This window comes from Pseudoalteromonas sp. L23 (genome assembly GCF_021728455.1).
Taxonomy (GTDB): Bacteria; Pseudomonadota; Gammaproteobacteria; order Enterobacterales; family Alteromonadaceae; genus Pseudoalteromonas.
On sequence record NZ_JAKKCW010000007.1, the window covers coordinates 1 to 24,777 of the forward strand.

A 24,777-nucleotide genomic window follows, 5' to 3' on the forward strand; every position below is an offset into this window, starting at 1 on the left:
GATGAGTGGTTAGATATTTATAATTATGAGCGACCACATGATTCACTTGGCGATATGACACCAATTGGTTATCTTGAGGCTGCATAAAATTCTACGAAATAGCTGTACTAAATTGGGTGGAGTTACAGTGGTACTCTGTAATCGCCAGAAGATAAGAGCAGATACCAAGTTAAGGCTTGTTTACGCAATGAGTTTTATAGGGTGATAGAAACAAGCTAAAAGTGAGTCATAGTACAATAGTATTCGATGTCATTATTTGGCTGAAATCGCCCACTCAACAGTGCATAAACGAAAACGACTTGCAGCTAAATGCACCAATCCCCCATTGCGTTTGTTGAGTTAGGATTAGAAAAAGGTGGAGCCCTGAATAGATAACGGGCACTCAATACGAGGCCCAGAAAATGTTCAGGGTTTAGACAACAAGCGGTTATATTCGATGAATTAGGCAAAAGCAGCCTAATTTTGCGAGCGATGCACTTCAAACTTGAATTCGCGACTGTCATCTTGTGAATACTTTCAATCATTTCAAAAGTAAACTCACCTTAATCGGCCTAGTCGAAAAATGCGTAACACTTACCATTTTATGAATCATAATCAATAAATTACCTTGCTTCTTCCTTATTTTTATCAAAGTGTCCGACTGTTTGCTTATTTACCGTTCTATATCCGAAAAAACATAACAAGCCAACTAGCAACCAAGTAATACCAATGGATAAGACAATGTTGCTTGTTTTGTCAGGATGGCGAAAATACAATTGAATAGGTAAAACGCCTCGGATAATGCATACAAACGCAATTAGATAAATACAAAACCTCGATAAAGGAAGTTTGCGCAATAGCCCTGCACCAGATAATGCATACAACCCAAGCACCATGAATATCGCAGACACTAGAGTTGTTCCGATTGGGGCTAGTAGAGTCCCTTTCATTGCAGACTCGATAATCTCGGGAGGAGCCATCTGTGATGAATAACACTGAGGTCCAAAGTAAATACAAGAAAGATGCGCTAGTGCCGTGCTGAAGAAAATAGTAGCTCCTATAGCCAATAAGATAACACCTTTTTTAGCACTCATAATATTTCACCCTTTCTTATTAATAAAATTTAAAATAATCAATATAAAAATTAAAAAATATCCACTTATATACACTTTACTTTTCCAACCTACTTCCAGAAGGATGAAAAACATAAAAGTAAATACCTACCCCACCTACACAATATGCTATAAACACTACAATTAATGGAAACAAATTATCACCATTATTGTAGTTCGGCATCATAAAAAATAGAAAAGTAGCAATTGAAAGTGCAAACAAAAAATAAAAGGTCATTTTAGATTTTCCTTTATCTTCCACACTCTTTCTTTTAGAACTACCTTTAATCATGTATAACCCCTATTACCGTTGAATCAACATTGTAAGACGATGTTTATCTTTAGTTGTCCAGCCGTTATTGATACCATTTCAGGCCTCTCCGCTCGTTGAACACACTCTGAGTTCAAGCCCAGGCACCTTTAAACTACACTGTCAATTATGGTTTGTGTATTGATTCCCTTAAACTGAATGATCTAACACCTTTTTAGGGTCTTGTTATCATATAGTCATGAGCACCAAGTGCAGAACACGGTCAGCTTCTCCAAATAATCACACTAGCATATATTCCTACGACGTCTTTTCCCATTTGATTAAGTTTCGATTTCATAGCTTACTTTGCTGTAATACTTTCGCGCTTAGTTTTTTAACTCTCGCAATATTTCTTTTTTCTATGTTTATTAATTCTTGGTCATCTCCCTCTATAGACAACTCCAACGCTTTTCTATATGCAAGCTTAGCCAAGTCATACTCTCCTCCTTTTTCATATGCTTCACCCAAACTATCAAATCCATTTATCGAATTAGGAAAATAGCCAACAACAAACTTTAACAGCTCAATAGCTTCTCCTACTTCATCACTATTTAAACGATCGTAAGCTAATGATATTAAGATAGATTCATCTAAATCATCAGCTTTAGACGTTGAACTCGAAATAGCTGACAATCCTCCTTTCATCCAATTCCCATATATATGAAATGATTTCCTACTCAAAACAGAATCAGGGTAGTAGTGATTTGAAAGGTTCAAAAGTAGATTCGCCATACTGTAATCTTTTGTTCTAGACATACAGAATGAAGCCATTCCTAGGAGAGAGTTTTCTCTTGGTATAATAGGGTAGCCTATTCTTTTTGATAAATTTTCATAATGCAATATAACATCTTCAAAAGAACGACCAGAAATAAATTCCTCAGTAAGAGAAAGTCCATTATATAACCAACTCAAACCCTGAATCATCCCACTCAAACTAGTTGTATTGTGATCAGAATATTTCAAAATTTCAGCTCCCCAATACAAATTACCTGAGACATTACTTTTGAATATATCAACGACGTGGTTAAATTCTTTTGTAATTAGAGAGTGCTCTAGCCCTCCTAAAGAGAAATAGATTGCTCCCTCATTAACTCTTGAATTAGTGAAGTACAGCTTTAACTTCTTACTAAATTGCTTAGCATGGTGAAATGCAGGACTAATTGCAATGTGTCCATTGTAGCCAGTAGGGTTTTGCAAAAACAAGTATGATACAAATAGGCCAGCCATTGAGTGCCCAGCTATAAACTTGGTATTGTTTATCCTGAACTTTTCACTTATAAATTGCGTGACTTCATCTCTTATAAATTTTTCGTGCTTTTTTGCTAATTCGGAAATGGTATATGACTCTGAGTTTAGAAAAGGAAGGTTCTCATTAAAGTAATTATCCTTACTAGGTAGCCCAACCACAATCATTTCATGAATTTGATTTTTTGATGCAAGGAAGCTTGCAATCTCTGTCGCCAATATATGGTTTTTCTCTGCATTTAAAACATATAAGACAGGGTACTTCCTTTTTTTATCCAACGCGTAACTTTTAGGCAAACTAACTAGTATTACTCTATTTTCGTTATGTGAAGCTGAGTAGTAATTAAACTTTTCACTTACCACTTCGTAATTTGAAAATCCCTCATTTGATATAGCAACATTACAAGATAGAATTAATGACATTATAAAAACAACAATATATTTCATTTAAAAACCTTACACAATTATCTCTTGAGAACCAACCCAAAACCACAAAGATTAAAATTAACACACCACCAACTAAAAATATAAAAACAAAGTTAAAATCACACTTTACCTTTATACGACCTTAAATAAAATCCAACTAGTATCAAAATCATTAAACCAGGGAAAAAATACTGCTTTAATAAGATTTTCTGATAAAGCTTTTTTGCCTGCTTGTTATTAATCTCAATAGATAAGGCTTTTTGTAGGTTTTCTTTTGCACCTTCTTTATTACCTCTTTCAATCTGTATTTTGGCCAGGTTTACATAAGGTATTGGCGAGTTAGGGTTCATCTTAATGGCTTTTTCAACCCAGCTTTCCGCGATTAATAAATCATCATATTTAGCAGCTGTTGCTGCTTGTATAAAAAACAACTTAGGTGTTTTAATGTCAATTAGCTCACCAACATCATTTACTTCAATTTCTAGTGGCTCATGGAGATCAGAAATAATAAAGCGATTATTATTCAAGTAACTAAGTTCAAATTTTCCCGTTCCCCAATCAACAAATAAAGTCTCATTTTTGAAGTTGATGCTAACTAAAAGCCCATTATCTAAAGCAATGCTTGCATTATTAAATCGATATAGTTCAGGGATCTGTTTTTTATCAGCCTCTTGTTGTGTTTCAGTAATCAAACTCGGTTTCGAATGCTGTTGACCCTTCGAAATAGCAATAATGCCGCTGAGCATTTTATGAATTGACTTGGCAGAAACCGTGTGTTCCAAATATGTATCAGTACGTAAAACCACCACCATATCTAGAGAAGGGTAAACAGCTAAAGTATGCCCTCCATTCCCTCTGGCACTAAAACTACCATCTTCTTCAACCCACCACATAAGGCCGAAATAAGGAGGGTATTTATCACCCATATTCGTGTTGCTTATAGCGCTAGTGCTTTTAACAACCCACTCATGAGGAATCAACTGTTTGCCATTCCAAACCCCACCTCTAGCATATAATAAACCAAACCTAGCTAAGTCGCGGGATGACATCCTAATCTGAAAAGCTGAATGTTCAGACTCAGCCTTTACATAATATCCGTCTGTAACTCGGTAATCTTGCATCTGTAAAGGGGCTGCCAATTGAGTTGCAATTGACCCAAGAATTTCCTCTCCAGTAATTTTCGAAAACAGAGTACCTGCAACATTAAAATCCCAATTGTTATACCACCAATACTTGCTTGGCTTATAACTACCTCTAGCTGGCTTGTTTAATCTCATTTCATTATTTTCGGCGGCTGCAGGAAGGTAGACTCCAGACCGAGACGATATAACATCAAAAACCTTTGCTGATAGTTCTTGATCAGTCAGCAATGAGTTATCATTGCAGTTTAGATCTGCAAGGCTTGCTTGAAAGTTGATAGAACTAGAGTGAATCCCATATAGTGCACTCAATAAGCTCTTTCTAATCGAATGTATAGGAAACCTTCGGTCATTCTCCCCCCAATCTATAGCAATGGCGCCATCTTTAACTACTAAAAGCGCTGAGAAGGACTTCTTATTGTAAAACTTTTTAATTTTATCTAATCGCTCTGAAGTAAAGCCAGCCTGTTCTGGAGATTTGTAATGAAGCCAAGTAACAGCTGGGTATATTTCAGCAGCAAACAAATAACTTGAAACAAAAAAGCTAATAAAAACAAAACCAAAAAAATTAAATATTTTAGTTTCAAACATTGCACAAGCCATCATTAAAGCCCCAAATAAAAAACACTTTTATTATAAAAACTTGCACATACCAAAACCTAACTGACTACCATCTCTTTCTAAATATCCATATTTTTTGTAGAATGTCTCTTTACCATTTGCGGAAAAAAGTCCTACTGTAGCTCCAGCGTTTGCATTTTCTGATAAATACACCTCAATTTTTTCCATTAATAAATTTCCAACTCCCATACTTTGATATTTAGGGTCGACAATTACGTCTTGAATGTAATAAAACATAGCTCCATCACCAATCACTCTTCCCATTCCTATAAGCTTTGAATCTAATCTTGCAACGACATGAAACAAGGTGTTTGCCAATGCTTTTGAAGCTGTCTTTGTATCTTGTTTTTCCCAACCTACGATACATCGTAAATCAATAAACTCCTTTACTTTTGGCGCGTTATGTTGGATTTTCACATCTAAAATCGATCTTTCTTTCATAAAAATATAATCGCTCACTTAATTTTATAAAACCAAACACAAAAGCAGAATTTTAAATTCATGACGAGCCACCTACTTCACTTAAAAAGGACTAACACATTTAAAAATCAACTTATCTCAACACCACACTAAAAATAAAAATTATAAATTCAACAAAGTTAGATCTATAAACTACTTCCTTTCCCTAAAACAAATTCTTCCCATAACAATTTCTGACTTTTAGTAGCTAAGCTATCTCTGAGCAGTTTCCTACCATTATATTTCAGCCCCATTAATTTCGCGGCGTCATAAAATGGAATAACATTAGGAACTGTTACATAATCCTTAAACTCTAAGGCCATTGATTCTCCATATAATTTACTTACTGATTTATATAGCTCATTCAAATTCATCTCTTTTCCACCTCTTGGATAGTTTTGTAGTAAATATCTCCACAGCTCATCTAAATTTCGTCTCCCTTCACTTTTGGCTCGGATTTTGAAATCAAGAGTAAGAGCTGCAATCATGCCTCCCCAATAAACAGTGGTAGATTTATCAGACTTATCAGCACCAGCACTAATCAGAGTTAACTTTCCATCGGCTTCAGCTTCATATTCTTTCATTCTATATAAAATACCATCTAAAAATTCAGACTCATTTTTTATACCTATTCTTAATAGTGCAATTTGAGAAGCATACTCAGCTCCAAACCCCTCATTAAACCATTCATATAATGCGGACTTATCACCTTTATCATCAACTTCTAACTGATTGAATGCGAAACCGTGAAACAGCTCATGAGCAACTAGCCGTGAAATACCCAAGGGGATTTTTCTACTTTTATCTAAAAGTTTTTTGTCAGCTGGACCTACCGATATTGATATTGCTTTGCCCATGACTTCCCCTCCTCCATCATTACGATCTGAAACTATAAGAACCATTCTAGATTTTAAAGGTGATTGATATTGAGCTCCGTAATATTGAAAAAATTGGTCAACTTTCTGATTTATATCGTCAACCATTTTACGAGTATATTCACCTGAAAAAGCCGTTCTTAGTTGTACATTTCCTGCTTTAAAAGAACCTTGAGTATGCTCACCCGCAAAGAATGCTGAGTTTTGCAGATCACTCGTCCCCTCCACGTAGAATTCAGTTGTACTATCATTAACACTTTCCCAAGGAGTAGTAATGGCCCAAGAATTGGGGGTTTCAAATTTTATATTTACTTTTTTACTTGGCTTCCCTGCAATAAATAGAGCACGTCCAGCCCACATTACACCATCTTCTGTTGCATAAGCAGCTCCATTATCACCAAATTTTATCTTAGGAATTACTGTGTCGTGTCCTAAAACGACATCATATGACAAAGTAATCTTTCCATTTTCGTATCCAATTAGTTCCCATTTACTATTTTCAACCTCAGAAATCTGAATAGTTTCTCCATCTGAATTTAATACTGTGAGGTTTCTTACAAATCCTCCCCAGCCATTTTTCAAACCATGAACATTTTGCTCATTCATGGAAATAACATGACCATGTGGGAAAAGAACTGCTTTAACTTTCGCTATTCTGGGGTTGTTCTTAGTGATAAAAACAGTGTAATGATCAGCTAATGCTGGAGGTGAAAAAAGCAAGGAGTAAAAAGCAAAGGAAAGTGTAACGGCTATAGTTTTGAACATATAAAACCTACAAAATAGTGTTTATCTTACGACTAGCATTGAAGCAGCCTTCAATTAGCATTGGAGACGGCTGGTGCACTTGGTAGTCAAATCGAATTTACAACACTATCCGTTTTTTAATTAGTTCTGTCTTCCCAAATCATGATTTGGGACTAAATAGGACCGGTTAACTCACTGTTTTTGTGAACTTCGGTATTTACTAGGAGTCATTCCTACCGTAGATTTGAATGTACTATAGAAAACAGATTTTGAGTTAAAACCTGAATCAAAAGCTATTTCTAAGATACTTTTGTGAGATTCTTGTGGCAGAACAATTTGTTTCTTAACTTCATTGACTCTCATGTTGTTAATGAATTCACAAAAGTTATAACCTGTAGCAAAATTTATAGACCAAGAAACGTCTTTCAACTTAAAACCTGTTTCATTCGCAACTTCTATTAGTGATAACCTTGGCTTTTTATAAAGCTCTTTTTCTAATACTACTTTTGTAATATCTTCACATAATTGTTGTGCTAATTTTAAGTTAGATTGTTGTTCACATTCTAAAACTTTCACCTTCAAGTCTTCATAGGGAACCATATCATCAAATAGCTCAGGTTGATGAGCAGTTTTAACTACTAGAAAACACATCAAAAGCAGCGCCACCAATACATCAATAAAATACCAACCAGCCTTTATCTCAATGGCGTTAAATGGCTGCAAATTTAACCTTAAAAGATCTACTAGAGCAAAGATAAAGAAAACATAAATTATCTTGTTAACCCAATCTAACTTTAATGACAGTGCATCAGAGCGGACGGCCATTGATATGGAGTGATATCGCTTTATTAGCTTTAAAGAAGCAATTAAGTAGGTAATTTGACTAAATGTAGCAATCAAAATAATAAGCTGGACATGTTGCGTGAAGGGTAATGCTAAAATTGCAGGTGCCACATGCAGAAACTTTAATTTAGAAGCTATAGGCTTTTCATTAATTATCCATCTAACTAAAAAGTAGACTATTGGCCCTTTAATTAGTGTAAAAATGGGAGTTACTATATACCCATCTTGACCTCGTGTTTCTTCATATAAATTAAATATCATTAAGATAGAATAATATATGAAAAGAAATAAGACGCCTCGATATCTATCCATTTTCCAGACTAAAATCACTCCTAACACCGAAACCACTGTAAAAGCTATTTGCAAGATGTTTACTGGCTGCAACTGAACGGTTTGTGAAAACATCGATTCCCTTATTAATTTATATAATCGGTAGTGCCTATTGCGCTCTATTACAAGAAAATTAATCTGCATCGTGAGCATTTGAAGCTGTCATAATGAATGGCTAAGCTTTGGATAAAGCATAACCGATTATGTGTGATTTCACCTAGCATGTGGCGTGATTTTGAACTGTTCTTGAATTTAAAAAGCTTTGCTCAGTTCGAATAAGATAAGTATTGAAGGTGTTAGTTGAGAAATATGATAGCCAGCATCAATTGCTGGCTATTATTGTACTTTATTACTATAACTGCATGGGCTTTTCTAAGAATGCCAGCACTTTCTTAAAGTATTTCAGACGATGTTCCGGTTTATAGAAACCATGCCCTTCATCTTCAAGTAAGTAATACTGATAAGGCTTATCAGCCTTTTTCAGTGCATCAATTAAAGATTCCGCTTGTTCAATTGGCGCTCTTTGGTCCTCACCACCATGTACGATAAGGACTGGAACCTTAAGCTTATCGACATTATAGCTTGGAGAAAATTCCTTTAACTGCTTTTCATCGGTGCCAAGTACACGTTCTAAATATGCGACCCCTGAACTACGCTGAGCAATATCACCTTCTTCAAACATCAGTGGTAAATCATATACGCCAACCACACCTACAGCACATTGGAATAAGTCTGGTTCTAATATTGCGCTTTGCAATGCCGAATAACCACCGAAGCTCGCTCCCATAATACAAATCCGATTTTTATCAGCGATACCTTTAGAGATTAAGTCACGGGTTCCATCAATGATGTCATATTGAATTTCTTTGCCCCACTTTCTATAGCCAAGCTCTTCAAATGCATCTCCATAACCACCTGACCCTCGAAAGTTAATTTGTAATACAGCCATACCTCTGCTCGCGAGCATTTGCACTTCAGGGTCAAACTGCCAATAATCTCTTGGTCCATGAGGTCCACCATGCGGCATAACAATCAAAGGAAGGTTTTTCTTTTCTTTACCTTGTGGTGTGGTGAGGTACCCGTGAATAGTAATTCCATCACGTCCTTTAAAACTGATGGCTTCCATCGTTGACATACTATTAGGATCAATCCAACTACGGTTTGCGACTAATAACCCAAGTTGATTTTTCTTGCTATCAAATAGATAGTAATTTCCAGGATTAATATCACTACCAGCAAAAACGATAACTCTGCTGCCATCTCGAGTACCACTTACTATGCGGATCTGATTCCCCGGTATTGAAGCTATAAGCGACTTTAGTCGTTGGCTCCATATTGAATCTTGATCTACGAACGCATACGTCGGATAATCCGGATCGAGCTCAATTGCGAAAGGAGTTTGATTAACCGGATCACGCCATATTTTAGATGGATCAACTAATTTGTCTTGGAAAAAATGCTTGAGCTTGCCAGTTTCCAGTGTCAGTTGATAAACCCCTCGCGGCTCTCCTGCTTTTGCAGCGGATAGATACGCCAATTTACCCGATTCATCAAAACCATGTAGCCAATAGTCATCAAGATCTTGTGCTAGTGTTAACTCTTTCCAGTCACTATCTTTTGTATTTTTTATAAATACAGATGTGTTACCATTATCATCAGTCGAAGCAACAGCTCTCACCTCCCCTTGATGATCTGTCAAAAAACGCCCCATCCTACGCGGAGATATAGAGACTTTTCGTCTAACACCTGAATGGACGTTGACTTCGTATACCACAGTTACTGGCTCCTTAGAGCCTGACCACGGATAAGTCACGATCAGCATTTTATCTTCATCATTGACCAAAGGGTCAAGGATGTAGGAAGTGCCATACAGAGGTGTCGCTTTTTTCAGTCGTGATCCGGTTTGAATTTCACCTTGATATCCAACTAAGTATCTCCCTCGGCTACCGTCAACATTTACACCAAATAATTCGCCATGATACTCAGGGTGATCTCGCCACCCTCGGATATACTCTTTCTCAAGTACTACACGGTTGTCGTTAACCCACTCATAACGACCAACTTGGGCATTACCGTTGAATCTCACAGCATGAATAACCTTAAATCCATCAAGCTCTAGAAAACCCAAGATACTTTTTCCTTCAGCTTTAGTGATAAAGCCTAGGTATTCACCGTTTGGTGATATTTTTACACTTGAAAACTCACTACCTTTGCTAAACGCCTCCAACGGTATGTCTTGCTGAGCAAACACAGCTGTCGCCATCAAGGAAAGAATTAAAATAAGTAACTTTTTCATCCTGTTATAACTTCTCCATTATTATTAAAAATAGTCATCACTTTAATGGGTACATTGTAACAAGAGTTTAGTAACTTAGGTAGTTGTATAATTTACAAATGTTTAACTTTGTAAAAATTCTCCCTTGGCAACATCCTCAGCCGTAAATAATCCCGTATCCAACACCCACCCAGTGATCAAACTCGCTGGTGTAACATCGAATGCAGGGTTATATACCTCAGCATTGTTGGGTGCCCATTGGCAATCACCAAAGCTGCCACTGACACCAGTTACTTCGCTTTTGGCACGTTGTTCAATTGGAATGGCTGCGCCATTTGGACAGCTGCTATCTAATGTTGTGATCGGGGCAACCACATAAAAAGGAATATTATGGAAATGGGCTAACACTGCTAGATTATAAGTGCCGACTTTATTCGCAAAATCACCGTTTGCCGCAATCCTATCTGCCCCCACAAAGATTTTATCGACTTTACCCGCCGCCATTAAACTCGCAGCCATATTGTCACAGATTAGCGTGTATGGGATTTGCCATGCATCTAGTTCAAACGCGGTGAGCCTACCACCTTGTAACAGTGGCCTAGTTTCATCAACCCAAACATGAATGTCACCATGTTGTTTTGCAGCATGATGAATTACGCCAAGTGCGGTGCCTACACCTGCCGTTGCCAGCGCGCCAGTATTGCAGTGGGTAAGAATATTGTCTCCCGCATTCACAAGCTCTGCACCTATGTTTGCCATACGCTCGCATAGCGCAGTGTCTTCTTCAAATAACTGTTCAGCGGTTGTGATCACTTGTTGTTGCCAATCATTCGCTTGTAACGCTTCACGCAATCTCGCCATGCAGTGCATTAAATTCACCGCTGTAGGACGCGTTGCTTCAAGTTCATCTATCGAACGAGCAATTGTGTTTTTGTCTTCTCCCTGTTCGGCAAGATAACCAATTAACAAACTTGCCGCTAAACCAATAAGCGGAGCACCGCGAACCTTAAGTGTCAGAATTAGCTCGCTCATCGTCGCAACGTCGCGGCATTCATGCCACACCTGTTGATGTGGCAGTAAGTATTGATCCAATACCTGTACCACGCCCGATTCGAATTTAAGACTACGTGCAATTAAGGTTTTCATGACATCCCGCTCTTTCAAAGTGTACTAATGATATTTTACATCAAGATCTAAAGAAGTATAGACATCTAAACATTTAAAAATATAGAATGCTAATAGCAAATATCCACAAGGTGCAGAAACATGTCGAGCTACATTGCATTTGATGCAGAAAAAGTTATTGATTACATTACTAATTTAGGAAGTTTCTTTGATAAAGATGCAACCTTATCTTGTTATGAGTTTGGTGATGGCAATCTGAATTTGGTTTTCCGCGTGCAAGATACGCAAGAAAATAGCATCATCGTCAAGCAAGCTTTGCCTTACGCTCGATGTGTGGGTGAGAGCTGGCCACTGACGTTAGACAGAGCCAGAATTGAAGCTAGTGTGTTACAACGCCATGGTGAGATCTGCCCAGATACCACAGCAAAAGTGCTGCACCACAATAAAGAGCTTGCGGTAACTGTGTTGGAAGATCTTGGTCATCTACGCATTTTGCGCGGTGAATTAAACCAAGCAAACACCTTTGCAAGACTCAGCAAAGACGTCGCAAATTACCTAGCAAAAACCAGCTTTTATCACTCAAGTTTTTACTTAACACCGAGTGAAAAGAAAGCCCTAGTCACCGAGTTTACTAATCCTGAGCTGTGCGCAATCACTGAAGATTTGTTCTTCGACGACCCATACCGCGATGCTGAAAGAAACAACTTTCCAGCCGCATTGCAATCGTCTGTGGAAATGCTAAGAAACAATAAGACGTTATTAGTTGAAGTGGCAAAGCTCAAAGCCCAGTTTCTCAATGCACCAGAAGCCTTGCTCCACGGTGATATCCATACTGGTAGTATTTTCGTCGATGCCAAGCACACTAAGCTAATCGATCCAGAGTTTGGCTTTTTTGGCCCCATTGGCTTTGATTTAGGCTCATTTATCGGCAATTTATTGCTCAACTACTGTGCCCAACATGCTCGCATTAACGCTCTGCCAAAACGTCGAAATATGCAAGTGTATTTACTCGATAGTATCGCCACCACCCTATCTAACTTCTATGTAACTTGGCTTGAACTGGCAAAAACACAAACACGCGACCTGTCATTGCAAGCAGATGGCTACGCGGAATACTTCCTCACTAAGGTATTGCAAGACGCGGTTGGTTATTGTGGGTGTGAATTGATCCGCCGCACCATTGGTCTCGCACATGTTGCGGACATAGATGCGATTGAAGATGAAGATGCACGCTTAGCGGTACAACAGCGAGCACTGCACTTAGGTGAACAGCTCATCATTAATGCCAATAAATGCCGAACGACTGATGATGTGTATCAGCTAATTATTAGTTTTGTAAACTAAACTAGCTTAGGCTAATAAAATGATAAAAGCCCAAGGTTACTACTTTGGGCTTTTTTATTAAATGGATAATCTCGATTACTTACGTGCTTGATTCATCGTGGTTTCAATATATTTGTCGATTTGGTCTTCAAGCACAAACAATGGTACAGAACCATGACGTAAGATTTGATGGTGGAACTCACGGATATCAAACTGATCGCCCAGTGCTTTTTCTGCTTTGCGACGTAGCCGCTTAATGGTTAGTTCACCAATTTTGTATGACAGCGCTTGAGCCGGCCAAGAGATATAACGATCAGTCTCCGTTTTAACATTATGTAAGGACAATGCAGTGTTGTCTTTCATAAAGTTCATCGCTCGCTCGCGGCTCCAACCAAACATATGCATGCCAGTGTCTACAACCAAACGAGCCGCTCGCCACATCTCGTAGGTTAAGCGACCAAAATCACTGTAAGGATCTTGATAAAACCCGGCTTCGATACCCAAAAACTCAGAATATAGCCCCCATCCCTCACCAAAAGCAGAAATATATTCGTTACGACGATATTCCGGTAGATAATCAAGCTCGGCATTCAAGGAGATCTGCAAATGGTGACCAGGCACGGCCTCATGTAGAGTCAATGCTTCTAATACATACAACGGGCGCTTATCCAGAGCGTAGGTATTTACCCAATAGTAGCCTGCATCAGTATCGCTACGTGCACCAGAGTAACGCCCGGTTGTATATTTAGGTGCAATGCTCGCAGGCACTGGAGCGACACCGTATGGCTTTCTTGGTAATGTATGGAATAGCTTAGGTAGCTGGGCATCCATCTTCTTTGCTATATATGCAGCTTCTTTAAGCAGCGCTTCGGGGGTTTTAGCATAAAACTGTGGATCGGTTCTTAAGAACTGCACAAAGTCGGCAAAAGACCCCTTAAAGCCTACTTTTTTAATGATTTTTTCCATTTCTGCACGGATCCGAGCCACTTCTTTAAGACCAAGCTCGTGGATCTCTTTTGGCGTCATATTCGTGGTGGTGTAGTATTTAGCACGATTCGCATAAAACGCTTCACCATTTGGTGTCGAAGAAATTCCAATTTCAGTTCTAGCCGCAGGACGATACTCATTGACAAAGAAATTAAGGTAATTTTGATATGCAGCGATCACATCACCTTGAATAATCTTTTTGGCACGCTGTTGCAGCGCTTTAAATTCAGCATCAGGTAAACCCGCTTGGTTTTGTGTAAACGGGCCATAAAACTCAGATTTTGTCACATCATCAACGATATAGGCTTCGATAGAACTTTCATAACCTTCAAGCACAGCTTTCGGCTGAGTCAGACCAATCGCCATACCTTCTTTCATCCAGTCGATATTTTGCTTGAAATAACGAGGAACTTGCTGCAAACGTGCTAAATATAGCTCGTAACCAGCACGTTTTTTAAAATCATGACTCGAGATCATAAAAGACAGACCGGAATGAAAACCATATTCTGAGGTGAGCGGCATATAGTGACTATGAAAACGATATTCATCGACGCTATTCTGCACTTGTGCACGCAAAATAGTGAGATTGATTTGATTTTCCTCACTTAGCGCTGAAGTGTCGATATTGTCGAGCTGAGCCAAGAACTGTAGACGCTGCTGATTTGTGGTCGCCAACTTTTCTGCACTGAGGTTTGGTAGCAGAAACTCTACTTTTGTATCACTGCGACCATAGGCATTGTTATCACTTCTAAATTTCATAACGCTGCCAGCTATTTGAGTAAACTCAGCGTTATTGTCACTTCCGGTAATAGCACAACCTGATAAGGCGACGGTTAAATAAACGGCGACGCTTGAACGCTTAGTCCACAGCTTTAATTTTGGTGATAACACGCTGACTTCCTCGATACGTTGTTGTTACTCAGCTCGCGATAAAATAGCCAAAAAATAATGATTATCCATCGCTCTGAGCTTTGTTATGGTGAAATGAACTTTCTGCTAGTCAAAGTAGGAGAGTCCCGTAACAGATGCAACTTAATTCGACAGAATCACGAATATCTCAGATTGAATACAATTTACTCAACCTAGTAAAAATTGATGAGAAAATCAGCAATTCAACAAAAAAATGTAAATTTTCTATTTCAAAGACAAATTTTTTACTTTTAAATTCGGACGATACAGATTAATGTAGGTCTAGTGCAATTAGGACAAGAGTTACACCGATGGAGTTGGTGGTAGTTCATTAACGTTTGATAATTAATTGTTGTGGTAAATGAAATGATGTTCCATGATCCCATGGCTGTTGCCCAAGAAAAAATGACACAGGTGTGCCTGTTTTTAGAGCAACATCATTTGCCGCCCACGCCTTTAAATTATCAGGTTGCTTATACCCATATTAGCGCCACGAACAAAGATCTCGACTGTGCCATCAACAAAGCCATCAAAGCGCACACAAAAATAGACTGTGTATTCATTGAGCAACTCTACTATCAGTTTCTAGATCAAGGACAAAAAACACAATCTGAATTGCTTGAAGGTGTTGATTCTTTGGTGACTGAATTACACGAAAATGCAGAAACCTCACAAAAGCAGGTTATTCGCTTTGCCCAACAAGTCAGTCAATGTGTGCATAATTTAGATGAACACAACATTCAAAAGAGTAAGCGCGCACTATCAACACTCACCAAACAAACTGAGCTATTGCTAAAACAGCACAAACAATTTAAACAAGCGTTAATAAAATCGCGTTTAGATTATGAACATAATCAAAAGTTACTACTCGACTTACGTAAACAACACTTGTTAGACCCACAAACGGGTCTTTATAAGCGTCACTATCTTCATCAAAAAGTGTCCCTATGGCAATCACAGCAAAAATCTGTCTGTGCGCTTTCTATCCAAGTTGATAACCTTGACGAGTTTTCAACGCGGTTTGGTGACGTTGTGGGTGAAGTTGTGCTTAATCGTATCGCCAATAATATCAAACGTTATGTCGTTGAAAGCGGCTTACCTGGTCGCACAGGTAAAAAAGAATTTACGGTTATCCTTGCTGATGTAGATTTAGATACCGCGAGTGTTATCGCGGAAAAAGTGCGTAAAGGTGTTGAACGATTAAAGTTTGTCAGCGCGAAAGGAAAAATTCCACTACCCAATGTCTCTCTGGCCCTTGGAATAGCCCAACTTGCACCAGAGCAAGACTTTAATATGTTGGCAAAACGCGCAGGTTACGCTGCACAGAAGGCACATTCTCTCGGCCAACACTGTTATATTAGTTACTGATCCGCAATATCCTCTTTTGTTTGCATTTTCAACAATACAACACGGATAAGAAATTGCACCTACGGCTACCAATCAAGTACACTAGCAAGCATAGTTGCAGAGTAATGATGGAACCCACATGAAAGAGTCACAAGACAATACTACCCACTTTGGATACAAAACAGTCGAGACCGACGAAAAAGCCTCTATGGTTGCAGACGTATTTCATTCTGTAGCTGCAAAATACGACATCATGAATGATCTGATGTCATTCGGTATCCATCGTTTGTGGAAGCGTCAAACTATTGCCTGCTCAGGTGTACGCGCTGGTCACAAAGTACTTGATCTTGCTGGCGGTACGGGTGATTTAACCGCAAGATTTAGCGAATTAGTTGGTGATAAAGGACAGGTTGTTTTAGGCGATATTAACGACTCAATGCTTAAAGTCGGCCGCGAAAAATTACGCGACTCGGGACTTGTTGGCAATATTGAATACGTTCAAATGAACGCAGAAATGCTGCCTTTTGACGATAATACTTTTGATGTCATTACTATTGCCTTTGGTTTACGCAACGTAACTGATAAAGATAAAGCATTGCGCTCAATGTACAGAGTGCTAAAACCAGGTGGACGTTTACTGGTACTTGAATTTTCAAAGACAGATAACGAGGCGCTGGCAAAGTTGTATGATATGTATTCATTTACACTACTCCCAGCCATGGGCAAATTAGTTGCAAATGACAGTGAGTCTTATCGCTACCTTGCAGAGTCTATTCGCATGCACCCAGATCAAGAAACGCTAAAATCCATGATGGATGAAGCCGGTTTTGAACAAACTGACTACCAAAACATGACCGGAGGCATCGTCGCCCTTCATCGCGGCTTTAAATTCTAGGAGTTGCTGTGTTAGCTTCATTACTTGGCGCCGTACTTGAGACGGCTTTAAACAAAGGTCTTAAACTCTCACCTGAGCTAAAGCATGTGCTAAGTAAAGGCCAACACAAAGTGCTCAGTGTTGATATTCGAGATCAAAATACTTGTTTAGCTATTACTTACACAGGCATTAACATTCACGTTCTATGCCCTTTTGATGGCGAAGCCGATTGTTCTATTAGTGCCGATTTACCAACCTTGCTTGAGCTCAAAGATCCAAGCCAACTTACTGCGCTTATTCGTCAAGATAAGCTCGATCTTGAAGGGGATTTGGCACTAGCACAACTATATAGTAGTGCGTTGGCAACACTTGATATTGATTGGGCGGAGCACCTCGCCAAATATGTCGGTGATGCACCCGCACAAGTTGCCGTAGATACCTTTCATAAGTTAGCACATCGCGCAAAGCAAGATGGGCAGGTAGCCAAGGCAACACTAACTGGGTTATTTCAAGATGAGTTGAAAGTTGCACCCCATCCGCTCGAGTTTCAACAGTTTAAGCAGCAAGTGAGAACCCTAAACAATCAAGTCGAAAGTTTAAATCAACGCCTCAGCGCATTACTTCAGCAAAACAAAGGAAATTAGGTTGTCTTTACTTCGCTTGCATCAGATCACCAAAACATTTTTAACCTATGGTTTAGACGAAATCGTCCCTGCGCATAAGCAGCCTTGGTATGGTAAACTCGCTCGAGCGAGTTTGTTTTGGCTGCGCAACAAACATAAAGACAAACCAATAGGCACTCGTCTGCGCCTGGCGCTACAAACATTGGGGCCGGTATGGATCAAGTTCGGCCAGATGCTTTCGACCCGTCGAGATTTACTGCCACCAGACATTGCCGAAGAACTTGCATTTTTGCAGGATCAAGTTCAACCATTTGACCCCGCGATGGCACAACAGCTCATTGAACAAGCGCTAGAAATCGACGATATTCATGAATACTTTGCTGAATTTGAATCAAAACCGCTGGCTTCAGCCTCGATAGCGCAAGTGCATGCTGCCAAGCTACAACACAAAGAAGATCTGAAGGATGTCGTGATCAAAGTTATTCGTCCCGATATCGAAAAACAAATCCATGCCGATCTCTCTTTAATGGAGCGTTTCGCTAAAATCGTTGTCAATTTACTCAGCGAAGGAAAACGTCTGCGCCCAGTGGAAGTTGTTAGGGAATACAAAAAAACCTTACTCGACGAGCTAGACTTGATGCGAGAAGGCGCGAACGCAATTCAACTCAGACGCAACTTTGAAGACTCAGATTCACTGTATATCCCTGAGGTATATAGTGATTATTCACGTAAAAACGTGCTGGTGATGGAACGCATCTACGGTATTCCGGTTTCAGACACCGAAGCCTTGTTGGCGCAAGGCACCAATATGAAATTGCTGGCCGAGCGCGGCGTGGAAGTCTTTTTCACACAGGTCTTCCGTGACAGTTTTTTCCATGCAGATATGCATCCTGGCAATATTTTTGTCGCTCGTGAAAATCCTCATAACCCTAAGTACATTGGCATAGATTGCGGCATAGTCGGCACCTTAAACCGTGAAGATAAAAGGTATTTGGCCGAAAACTTTATCGCCTTTTTTAATCGTGATTATCGTCAGGTGGCACAGCTTCATGTGGACTCTGGCTGGGTTCCTGCAGATACCTGCGTAGAAGAGTTTGAGTTTGCCATTCGCACCGTATGCGAACCTATTTTTAACAAGCCGCTTGCAGAAATCTCTTTTGGCCATGTGCTAGTGAATTTGTTTAACACGGCAAGGCGCTTCAACATGGAAGTGCAACCACAATTAGTATTATTGCAAAAAACCCTGCTGTATGTAGAAGGTCTAGGGCGTCAGCTTTATCCGCAGTTAGATCTGTGGAAAACAGCAAAACCATTTCTAGAGCATTGGGTACAAGAGCAAGTAGGCCCTTTCGCGGTGGCGAAAAAGCTATATGCAAACTTACCATTTTGGGCTGAAAAAATGCCTGAACTGCCAGATTTGATTTATCAAAATCTCAAGCGCCGCCCACCTCTACCTGTCACACAAAAAGCTGATACTGCTACAAAGCCGCTGTTGTTAGGCTTAGCAGCGAGTAGTTTTGCAATAATATCGGGATTGAGCTTTATTTTTGACAAACCTGTCGCAAGTAGCCTACTTGCGATTATTGCCGTGCTAGTATTTATTGGCGCATGGCGTAAAACAGGGTGATTTTTTGCTCGCTAGGCGTATAATCATTATTCATAAGCAGTAAGTATCAATGGAGTTATTATGGGATTCGGTGGGATCAGTATTTGGCAATTACTTATTATTTTAGCCATCATTGTTTTGTTATTTGGAACTAAAAAACTACGCGGTATTGGTAGTGATTTAGGCGGTGCAGTTAAAGGCTTTAAAAAGGCGGTATCGGATGAGCAAACTGCGACCGACTCTGAGCCAGAAAAGTTAAAAAATACAACAACTGAGCAAGCACAACCTGTATCAGAGAAAGAAAAAGATAAGGTGTAATTCAACATGGGTATGTGGGAGTTAGTGGTCGTTCTTATCGTCGGTCTAATTGTACTTGGCCCTGAACGTCTTCCCGTTGCAATCCGCACCGTAGCGAGATGGATAAAAACGGTAAAGTCTGTCGCTAATTCAGTCAAAGCTGAAGTAAGTGAAGAGTTACGCGTTCACGAACTACATAATAATTTAAAGAAAGCGGAACAACAGGGAATGCAAGATTTGGCCCCCGAACTCAAGCAATCCGTTCAAGAATTACAGGAAGCGGCTGAATCAGTCAGACATTCTTATAAATCAACCGAAAATAATAAAAATAAAGACTAATCAATCTACCAGTTAGATAGTTAGAATGGGTTCTAGTTTTGGATATTTAGACATCCAAGCAGTACCTTTTCTCTTATCCAATTGACATTATATTCGTACGAGTCAAGTTACATGACAGAATCAGCCCAGAGTGGATTTATAGCTCACCTTGTTGAGTTAAGAAACCGCTTAATGAGAGCGTTAATGAGCGTTTTCGTTATCTTTGTTTCCTTGGTGTATTTCGCCAATGATATCTATGCGTTTGTTGCGGCGCCGCTAGTAAATAGCTTGCCTAGCAATACAACAATGATCGCAACAGATGTTACAGCACCGTTTTTTGCCCCCTTTAAACTAACATTATTCGTGTCGTTATTCGCTGCAGTGCCATTTATTTTACATCAAGTGTGGGGCTTCATCGCACCAGGCTTATATAAGCATGAAAAGCGGATGCTTATACCGATATTACTTTCTAGTGTACTACTATTTTATGGCGGGATTGCCTTTTGCTACTTTGTTGTCATGCCTATCATTCTCGGTTTTTTTACCAGTGTGGGACCGGAGATGATGACATTATCACCAGATATTAGCAGTTATCTTGGCTTTATCCTGAAGCTATTTTTTGCTTTTGGCATCGCCTTTGAAATTCCCGTTGCCATCATGCTTATATGTTGGAGTGGTATGACAACCCCTGCGAGTTTAAAAGAGAAACGGCCTTATGTTGTCGTTGGTGCTTTTGTCATCGCAATGTTTTTAACCCCCCCTGATGTTCTATCTCAAACTTTATTGGCACTACCTATGCTACTCTTGTTTGAGTTGGGGCTCATTCTAGCCAGATTTTATAGCACTAAACCACAACAACAGGAGTCAGAAGAATGAAAAAAACCATGATACTGTTTGCAGTTGGCTTTACCTCTCTTTGCGCTGCAAAGCCGATCAATACACAGGCTCTACAAGCTTGTACCCTGATTGAGAATGATTTTAAGCGGCTCATGTGCTATGACAATGTGATTGCAAATAAACCAATTACTGAAGCGCAGTCTGGCAAAGCAATCGCAAGTAAAAATAAGGTAAGTGAAACGCGAAGCGTTGAAAAAATAGAGTCGAAAGAAGATGGTTTTGGCTTAGAGTATAAAGTTAAAGCGGCAAGCGAAGAAATCGAAGAAATTACGGCTAAACTAGTTAAAATCTCTACCCAAGGCCGTAATAAAATGGTCTTCACTCTAGACAATGACCAAGTATGGCGACAAGTTTCATCAGAGACCTTTTTTGCCAACGAGGGCGACACATTAATTATTGAGCGTGCTTCTTTCGGCTCATTTTTGATGAAAAAAGCGGGTTCAAACCGCACAACACGAGTTAAACGAGTTAACTAATGGACAAGATGATCGATGCTGGTGTAAACCTCACCAGCTCGCAATTTTCATCCGACTTGGCCGAGGTAATTACTAGAGCCAAAAAAGCAGGCATAGAATCTATGCTAGCAATTGGCTGCGATTTAACAAGCAGCGAGCAAAGTATTTCACTCGCTGAGCAATACCAACTTTATTGTACAGCAGGTGTCCACCCACACGATGCCAAAGATGCACCTGACACGCTCTACGATGACCTACTCACTCTTTTAAAAAGTAGCAACAAGGCTATTGCTGTTGGTGAATGTGGCTTGGACTTTAATCGCGACTTTTCACCAAGGCCAATACAACAAAACGTGTGCTTGACGCAACTGCAGCTAGCAGAAGCTATTAACTACCCAGTGTATCTACATGAAAGAGATGCGCACGATGCGCTATTTGCGCTACTGCAAGAAGTTAAAGTTCAAGGAGTACTACACTGTTTTACTGGTGACCGTACCGCACTGCGCCATTACTTAGATTACGGACTAATGATTGGCATCACAGGCTGGGTTTGCGATGAACGTAGAGGCACAACGCTGCAAGAGCTCATTCAATACATACCTCTTGACCGTTTACTTTTGGAAACAGACGCGCCGTACCTACTACCAAGAACAATTAACCCAAAGCCTAAATCTCGCCGCAATGAACCAATGTACTTATCCTATGTAGCTGAGCAAATAGCACGCTTAAAACAATGTCCCGTTTCAGAAGTTATATCCACAACCACTACCAATTTTAAACAATTGTTTGTGAGGTAAAACCAATAATGCGCATTGTGTTATCTTTACTTTTATTGTTATTCAGCTCCGCCGCATTTTCTACTGTGACTATTTCTGAGTCATTTAAGGTAGAGCACCAAATAAAGTTAAGTTATACACTGAGTGAAGACGCCTCTTTAGCTAAATTGCTTGCAGCCCCAGCCGAATGGCATGAAAGCATTCAAGTTCCAAAAGGCCTCCGACCTGTTGAGAAATTTTTATGGTTAAAGATTACAATACACAACGCGAATAATGCTCTCACACCGGTGTTAGTCAGTATAAACAATAACCTCATTGATGCGGTGACTGCTTATCATGTTAAACCAAACCATCCTATATTTACTCTTGATATGGGTGATGCGCTACCACTGATAAGACGACCACTTAAATATGAGTCGTTAGTCATTCCACTTGAGCTACAGCCACAAACGCAAAGCCATTTATATTTGCAAATCAATGATGATGGTGTGTTCAATGCACCTATTGCTATCTGGGAGCCTAACGAATACCTTCAATTTAAGAGTAAATTTAATCTTATTTTTGGGATTTTAGCAGGCTTTGTATTAGCACTCGCTTTAACTAATGCCACACTTTATTTTGTTACCAAAAGAAGTTACTTTCTATGCGCAACTTTATTCATCGCTATAATCTGGCTATTTAACGCTCATATTTATGGCTTTGGCTACCGCTACTTGTATTCTACTTGGCAGTGGTTCCAGCAGTATGGCCAAGGTGTCATGACTTTGCTGCTCAGTATACTACTGTTGCCTACTGCTAGTTATTGCGCAGAAAGAAGGTTACTCGCTCACCCTCTGCTTACACGTAAGAGAATCATTGCGGTCATAGTGAGTTTGTTCGTAATAACCGCTTTTCTGCCAGTTTCTCAGTCACTTTTATTAGCTCAAAGTATCAGTTTTATTATCGCACTAATACTTATCTACATACTTACCCGATTTAGCGATAAAAACCGCAATATCTTAATTGCGATTGCACTTTGCCACTTTATTGTGATCAGCTACCCATTTACAGTTGAACTCGGTGTTCAGTCTGGAAGCTTTTTAAATCACTTGGGGTACTTTGGTATTTTTGCGATAGAAGCGACTTTACTCAGCTATTTACTAGTACGCCTTTACATTTTTCAAAGAGACGAAAAACTGGTTAAGCAACAACAACGATTGGCGCATACCCAAGCTGAAGATGCCTTATTAAAAGAGAAGCTCAAACTCCAAGAACAAGCACAATATGATTTAGAATCCAATATTGAGGAGCGCACTTTTGAGCTACAAGTCACGTTACGAGAACTCGAAGATAAAAATCGAGAACTAGAACGGATGAACATGGAAGACCCACTCACTAAAGTGAAAAATCGTCGTTACTTCGATAAGCGCTTACAAATGGAAGTACGACGCTCAAGACGGGAGCAGACAGTACTGAGCCTCGTCATTTTTGATATCGATCACTTCAAAAAAATTAACGATAAATATGGCCACTTGGCTGGTGATCAGGCTATTTGCGAATTTGCCAATTTAATTAAGTCACACTTACGGCGACCGCATGACGAAGTGTTCCGTTATGGCGGTGAAGAGTTCATTTTACTTCTCCCAAATACAGCTGAAGATGGCGCACGTGAAGTAGCTGAGCGATTAAGAATCGCAACCCAAGAGCTCAATATCAAACTTGGGGAAAACACATTAAATATGACTACTAGCGCTGGTATATACAGCGCTGTGGTTTGCGATCCGCATAACCCACAACTTTATACGGACAATGCAGACAAAGCCTTGTATCAAGCAAAACAACAAGGCCGTAATCGCGTTGTTACTTTCAAACCTAACCAGGAGAACTAACGTGGCTCAATCAGGACTCGATCTTTTCCCCCTTACTCGTATGCGTAGAATGCGCCGCGATGATTTTTCAAGACGTCTAATGAGCGAAAGTACGCTAACGGTTAACGATTTAATCTATCCAGTGTTTGTGCTTGATGGTGAGTCTAAACGTGAAGCGATCCCATCTATGCCAGGTATTGAGCGTTTATCTATTGATCTATTAGTTGAGGAAGCCAAACAATTAGTAGAGCTAGGTATTCCTGCTGTCGCCTTGTTCCCGGTAACACCAGCAGAGCAAAAAACATTGCTCGCTGAAGAGGCATACAATCCAGAAGGAATTGCACAAAAAGCCATCCGTGCAATCAAAGCAGCATGTCCCGAGCTCGGTGTGATCACTGATGTTGCACTAGACCCATTCACAGTGCACGGTCAAGACGGTATCTTAGATGAAGATGGTTATGTCATGAATGAAGAAACCGTGGAAGTACTAGTCAAACAAGCGCTTTCGCATGCAGAGGCAGGTGCCGATATCGTCGCCCCTTCCGATATGATGGATGGCCGAATTGGCGCTGTTCGTGAAGCACTTGAAGAGTGCGGCTTTATCCATACTCGTATTATGGCCTACTCTGCCAAGTATGCATCGAGTTATTATGGCCCTTTCCGCGACGCGATTGGCTCTGCGGGCAACCTTAAAGGTGCAGACAAGAAAACCTATCAAATGGATCCTGCTAATTCTGACGAAGCATTACGTGAAGTGGCTTTGGACTTACAAGAAGGTGCTGATATGGTGATGGTAAAACCAGGTATGCCATATCTAGATGTTGTCAGACGCGTTAAAGATGAGTTTGGAGTACCAACATTCGCTTATCAAGTCAGTGGTGAATATGCGATGCATAAGGCTGCAATTGATAACGGCTGGTTGGCTGAGAAGCCTGTTGTACTGGAGTCTCTCCTAGCATTTAAGCGTGCTGGTGCAGATGGTATTTTGACTTACTTTGCAAAGCAAGCTGCTATTTGGCTTAACGAGAAGTAAAC

Annotated in this window: 22 protein-coding genes; 12 read left to right on the forward strand and 10 right to left on the reverse strand. The window is 39.8% G+C overall.

The features are described from left to right. Positions 1–602: 602 nt before the first annotated feature. The 9 genes from L3V43_RS12785 to mtnA all read right to left on the reverse strand — a co-directional run bounded on the left by L3V43_RS12785 (position 603) and on the right by mtnA (position 11,504). Entirely contained in the window at positions 603–1,073 is a 471-nt protein-coding gene (locus L3V43_RS12785) for a hypothetical protein (RefSeq protein WP_102057713.1), read from the reverse strand. Between the two features lie 76 nt (positions 1,074–1,149). Further along, positions 1,150–1,383 carry a hypothetical protein gene (locus tag L3V43_RS12790; protein ID WP_102057714.1) on the reverse strand — a complete coding sequence of 78 codons (234 nt, stop codon included), beginning with the start codon at positions 1,381–1,383 and terminating at the stop codon, positions 1,150–1,152. 312 nt (positions 1,384–1,695) lie between these two features. After that, positions 1,696–3,093, reverse strand: coding sequence for an alpha/beta hydrolase-fold protein (locus L3V43_RS12795; protein WP_102057715.1), 1,398 nt, complete (start codon positions 3,091–3,093; stop codon positions 1,696–1,698). A 98-nt stretch (positions 3,094–3,191) separates the two neighbouring features. After that, positions 3,192–4,802 (reverse strand): serine hydrolase, encoded by a 1,611-nt coding sequence (locus tag L3V43_RS12800; RefSeq protein WP_237116763.1) that lies wholly within the window; start codon positions 4,800–4,802, stop codon positions 3,192–3,194. A gap of 42 nt (positions 4,803–4,844) precedes the next feature. After that, positions 4,845–5,273: a GNAT family N-acetyltransferase gene (locus L3V43_RS12805; RefSeq protein ID WP_010606869.1), complete on the reverse strand. Its 429-nt coding sequence runs from the start codon at positions 5,271–5,273 to the stop codon at positions 4,845–4,847. Between the two features lie 164 nt (positions 5,274–5,437). Then, a complete protein-coding gene (locus L3V43_RS12810) occupies positions 5,438–6,931 on the reverse strand; it encodes a hypothetical protein (RefSeq protein WP_102057717.1) in 1,494 nt (497 codons plus the stop codon). Positions 6,932–7,102: 171 nt separating this feature from the next. Then, positions 7,103–8,158 carry a helix-turn-helix transcriptional regulator gene (locus tag L3V43_RS12815; RefSeq protein ID WP_158299135.1) on the reverse strand — a complete coding sequence of 352 codons (1,056 nt, stop codon included), beginning with the start codon at positions 8,156–8,158 and terminating at the stop codon, positions 7,103–7,105. 277 nt (positions 8,159–8,435) lie between these two features. Beyond that, positions 8,436–10,379: a S9 family peptidase gene (locus L3V43_RS12820; RefSeq protein ID WP_237116762.1), complete on the reverse strand. Its 1,944-nt coding sequence runs from the start codon at positions 10,377–10,379 to the stop codon at positions 8,436–8,438. A gap of 102 nt (positions 10,380–10,481) precedes the next feature. After that, entirely contained in the window at positions 10,482–11,504 is a 1,023-nt protein-coding gene (gene mtnA, locus L3V43_RS12825; protein WP_102057719.1) for an S-methyl-5-thioribose-1-phosphate isomerase, read from the reverse strand. Between the two features lie 120 nt (positions 11,505–11,624). Between mtnA and mtnK the strand changes: the two genes are divergently transcribed. After that, positions 11,625–12,827, forward strand: a complete 1,203-nt coding sequence (gene mtnK, locus L3V43_RS12830; protein WP_237116761.1) for an S-methyl-5-thioribose kinase — start codon at positions 11,625–11,627, stop codon at positions 12,825–12,827. 75 nt (positions 12,828–12,902) lie between these two features. Here mtnK and L3V43_RS12835 read toward each other — a convergent pair whose 3' ends face one another. Next, positions 12,903–14,684, reverse strand: a complete 1,782-nt coding sequence (locus L3V43_RS12835; protein ID WP_010606875.1) for a DUF885 domain-containing protein — start codon at positions 14,682–14,684, stop codon at positions 12,903–12,905. A gap of 384 nt (positions 14,685–15,068) precedes the next feature. Here L3V43_RS12835 and L3V43_RS12840 point away from each other — a divergent pair, with 384 nt between their 5' ends. From L3V43_RS12840 to hemB, 11 genes are all read left to right on the forward strand, one after another. Beyond that, positions 15,069–16,070: a GGDEF domain-containing protein gene (locus L3V43_RS12840; RefSeq protein ID WP_237116760.1), complete on the forward strand. Its 1,002-nt coding sequence runs from the start codon at positions 15,069–15,071 to the stop codon at positions 16,068–16,070. A 118-nt stretch (positions 16,071–16,188) separates the two neighbouring features. Next, complete coding sequence (gene ubiE, locus L3V43_RS12845; protein ID WP_102057723.1) at positions 16,189–16,944, forward strand: bifunctional demethylmenaquinone methyltransferase/2-methoxy-6-polyprenyl-1,4-benzoquinol methylase UbiE; 756 nt, start codon at positions 16,189–16,191, stop codon at positions 16,942–16,944. 8 nt (positions 16,945–16,952) lie between these two features. Then, entirely contained in the window at positions 16,953–17,567 is a 615-nt protein-coding gene (locus L3V43_RS12850) for an SCP2 sterol-binding domain-containing protein (protein ID WP_174170244.1), read from the forward strand. Between the two features lies 1 nt (position 17,568). Further along, positions 17,569–19,173, forward strand: coding sequence for a ubiquinone biosynthesis regulatory protein kinase UbiB (ubiB, locus tag L3V43_RS12855; RefSeq protein WP_237116759.1), 1,605 nt, complete (start codon positions 17,569–17,571; stop codon positions 19,171–19,173). Between the two features lie 60 nt (positions 19,174–19,233). Then, the gene (gene tatA / locus L3V43_RS12860) at positions 19,234–19,470 is read left to right on the forward strand and encodes a Sec-independent protein translocase subunit TatA (protein ID WP_010376470.1); all 237 of its coding nucleotides are present in this window, start codon (positions 19,234–19,236) and stop codon (positions 19,468–19,470) included. Positions 19,471–19,476: 6 nt separating this feature from the next. After that, a complete protein-coding gene (gene tatB, locus L3V43_RS12865) occupies positions 19,477–19,788 on the forward strand; it encodes a Sec-independent protein translocase protein TatB (RefSeq protein ID WP_010606879.1) in 312 nt (103 codons plus the stop codon). Between the two features lie 111 nt (positions 19,789–19,899). Further along, positions 19,900–20,643, forward strand: a complete 744-nt coding sequence (gene tatC, locus L3V43_RS12870; RefSeq protein WP_010606880.1) for a twin-arginine translocase subunit TatC — start codon at positions 19,900–19,902, stop codon at positions 20,641–20,643. Continuing rightward, on the forward strand, positions 20,640–21,140 hold the full coding sequence (locus tag L3V43_RS12875; protein WP_237116758.1) for a hypothetical protein: 501 nt from the start codon (positions 20,640–20,642) through the stop codon (positions 21,138–21,140). Before tatC ends, L3V43_RS12875 begins: the two co-directional genes overlap by 4 nt. Continuing rightward, on the forward strand, positions 21,140–21,916 hold the full coding sequence (locus L3V43_RS12880) for a TatD family hydrolase (RefSeq protein ID WP_237116757.1): 777 nt from the start codon (positions 21,140–21,142) through the stop codon (positions 21,914–21,916). The genes L3V43_RS12875 and L3V43_RS12880 overlap by 1 nt, the downstream gene beginning before the upstream one ends. Before the next feature lie 8 nt (positions 21,917–21,924). Then, positions 21,925–23,763, forward strand: a complete 1,839-nt coding sequence (locus L3V43_RS12885) for a diguanylate cyclase (protein ID WP_235368363.1) — start codon at positions 21,925–21,927, stop codon at positions 23,761–23,763. Position 23,764: 1 nt separating this feature from the next. Continuing rightward, entirely contained in the window at positions 23,765–24,775 is a 1,011-nt protein-coding gene (gene hemB / locus L3V43_RS12890) for a porphobilinogen synthase (RefSeq protein WP_235368362.1), read from the forward strand. Positions 24,776–24,777 lie beyond the last annotated feature (2 nt).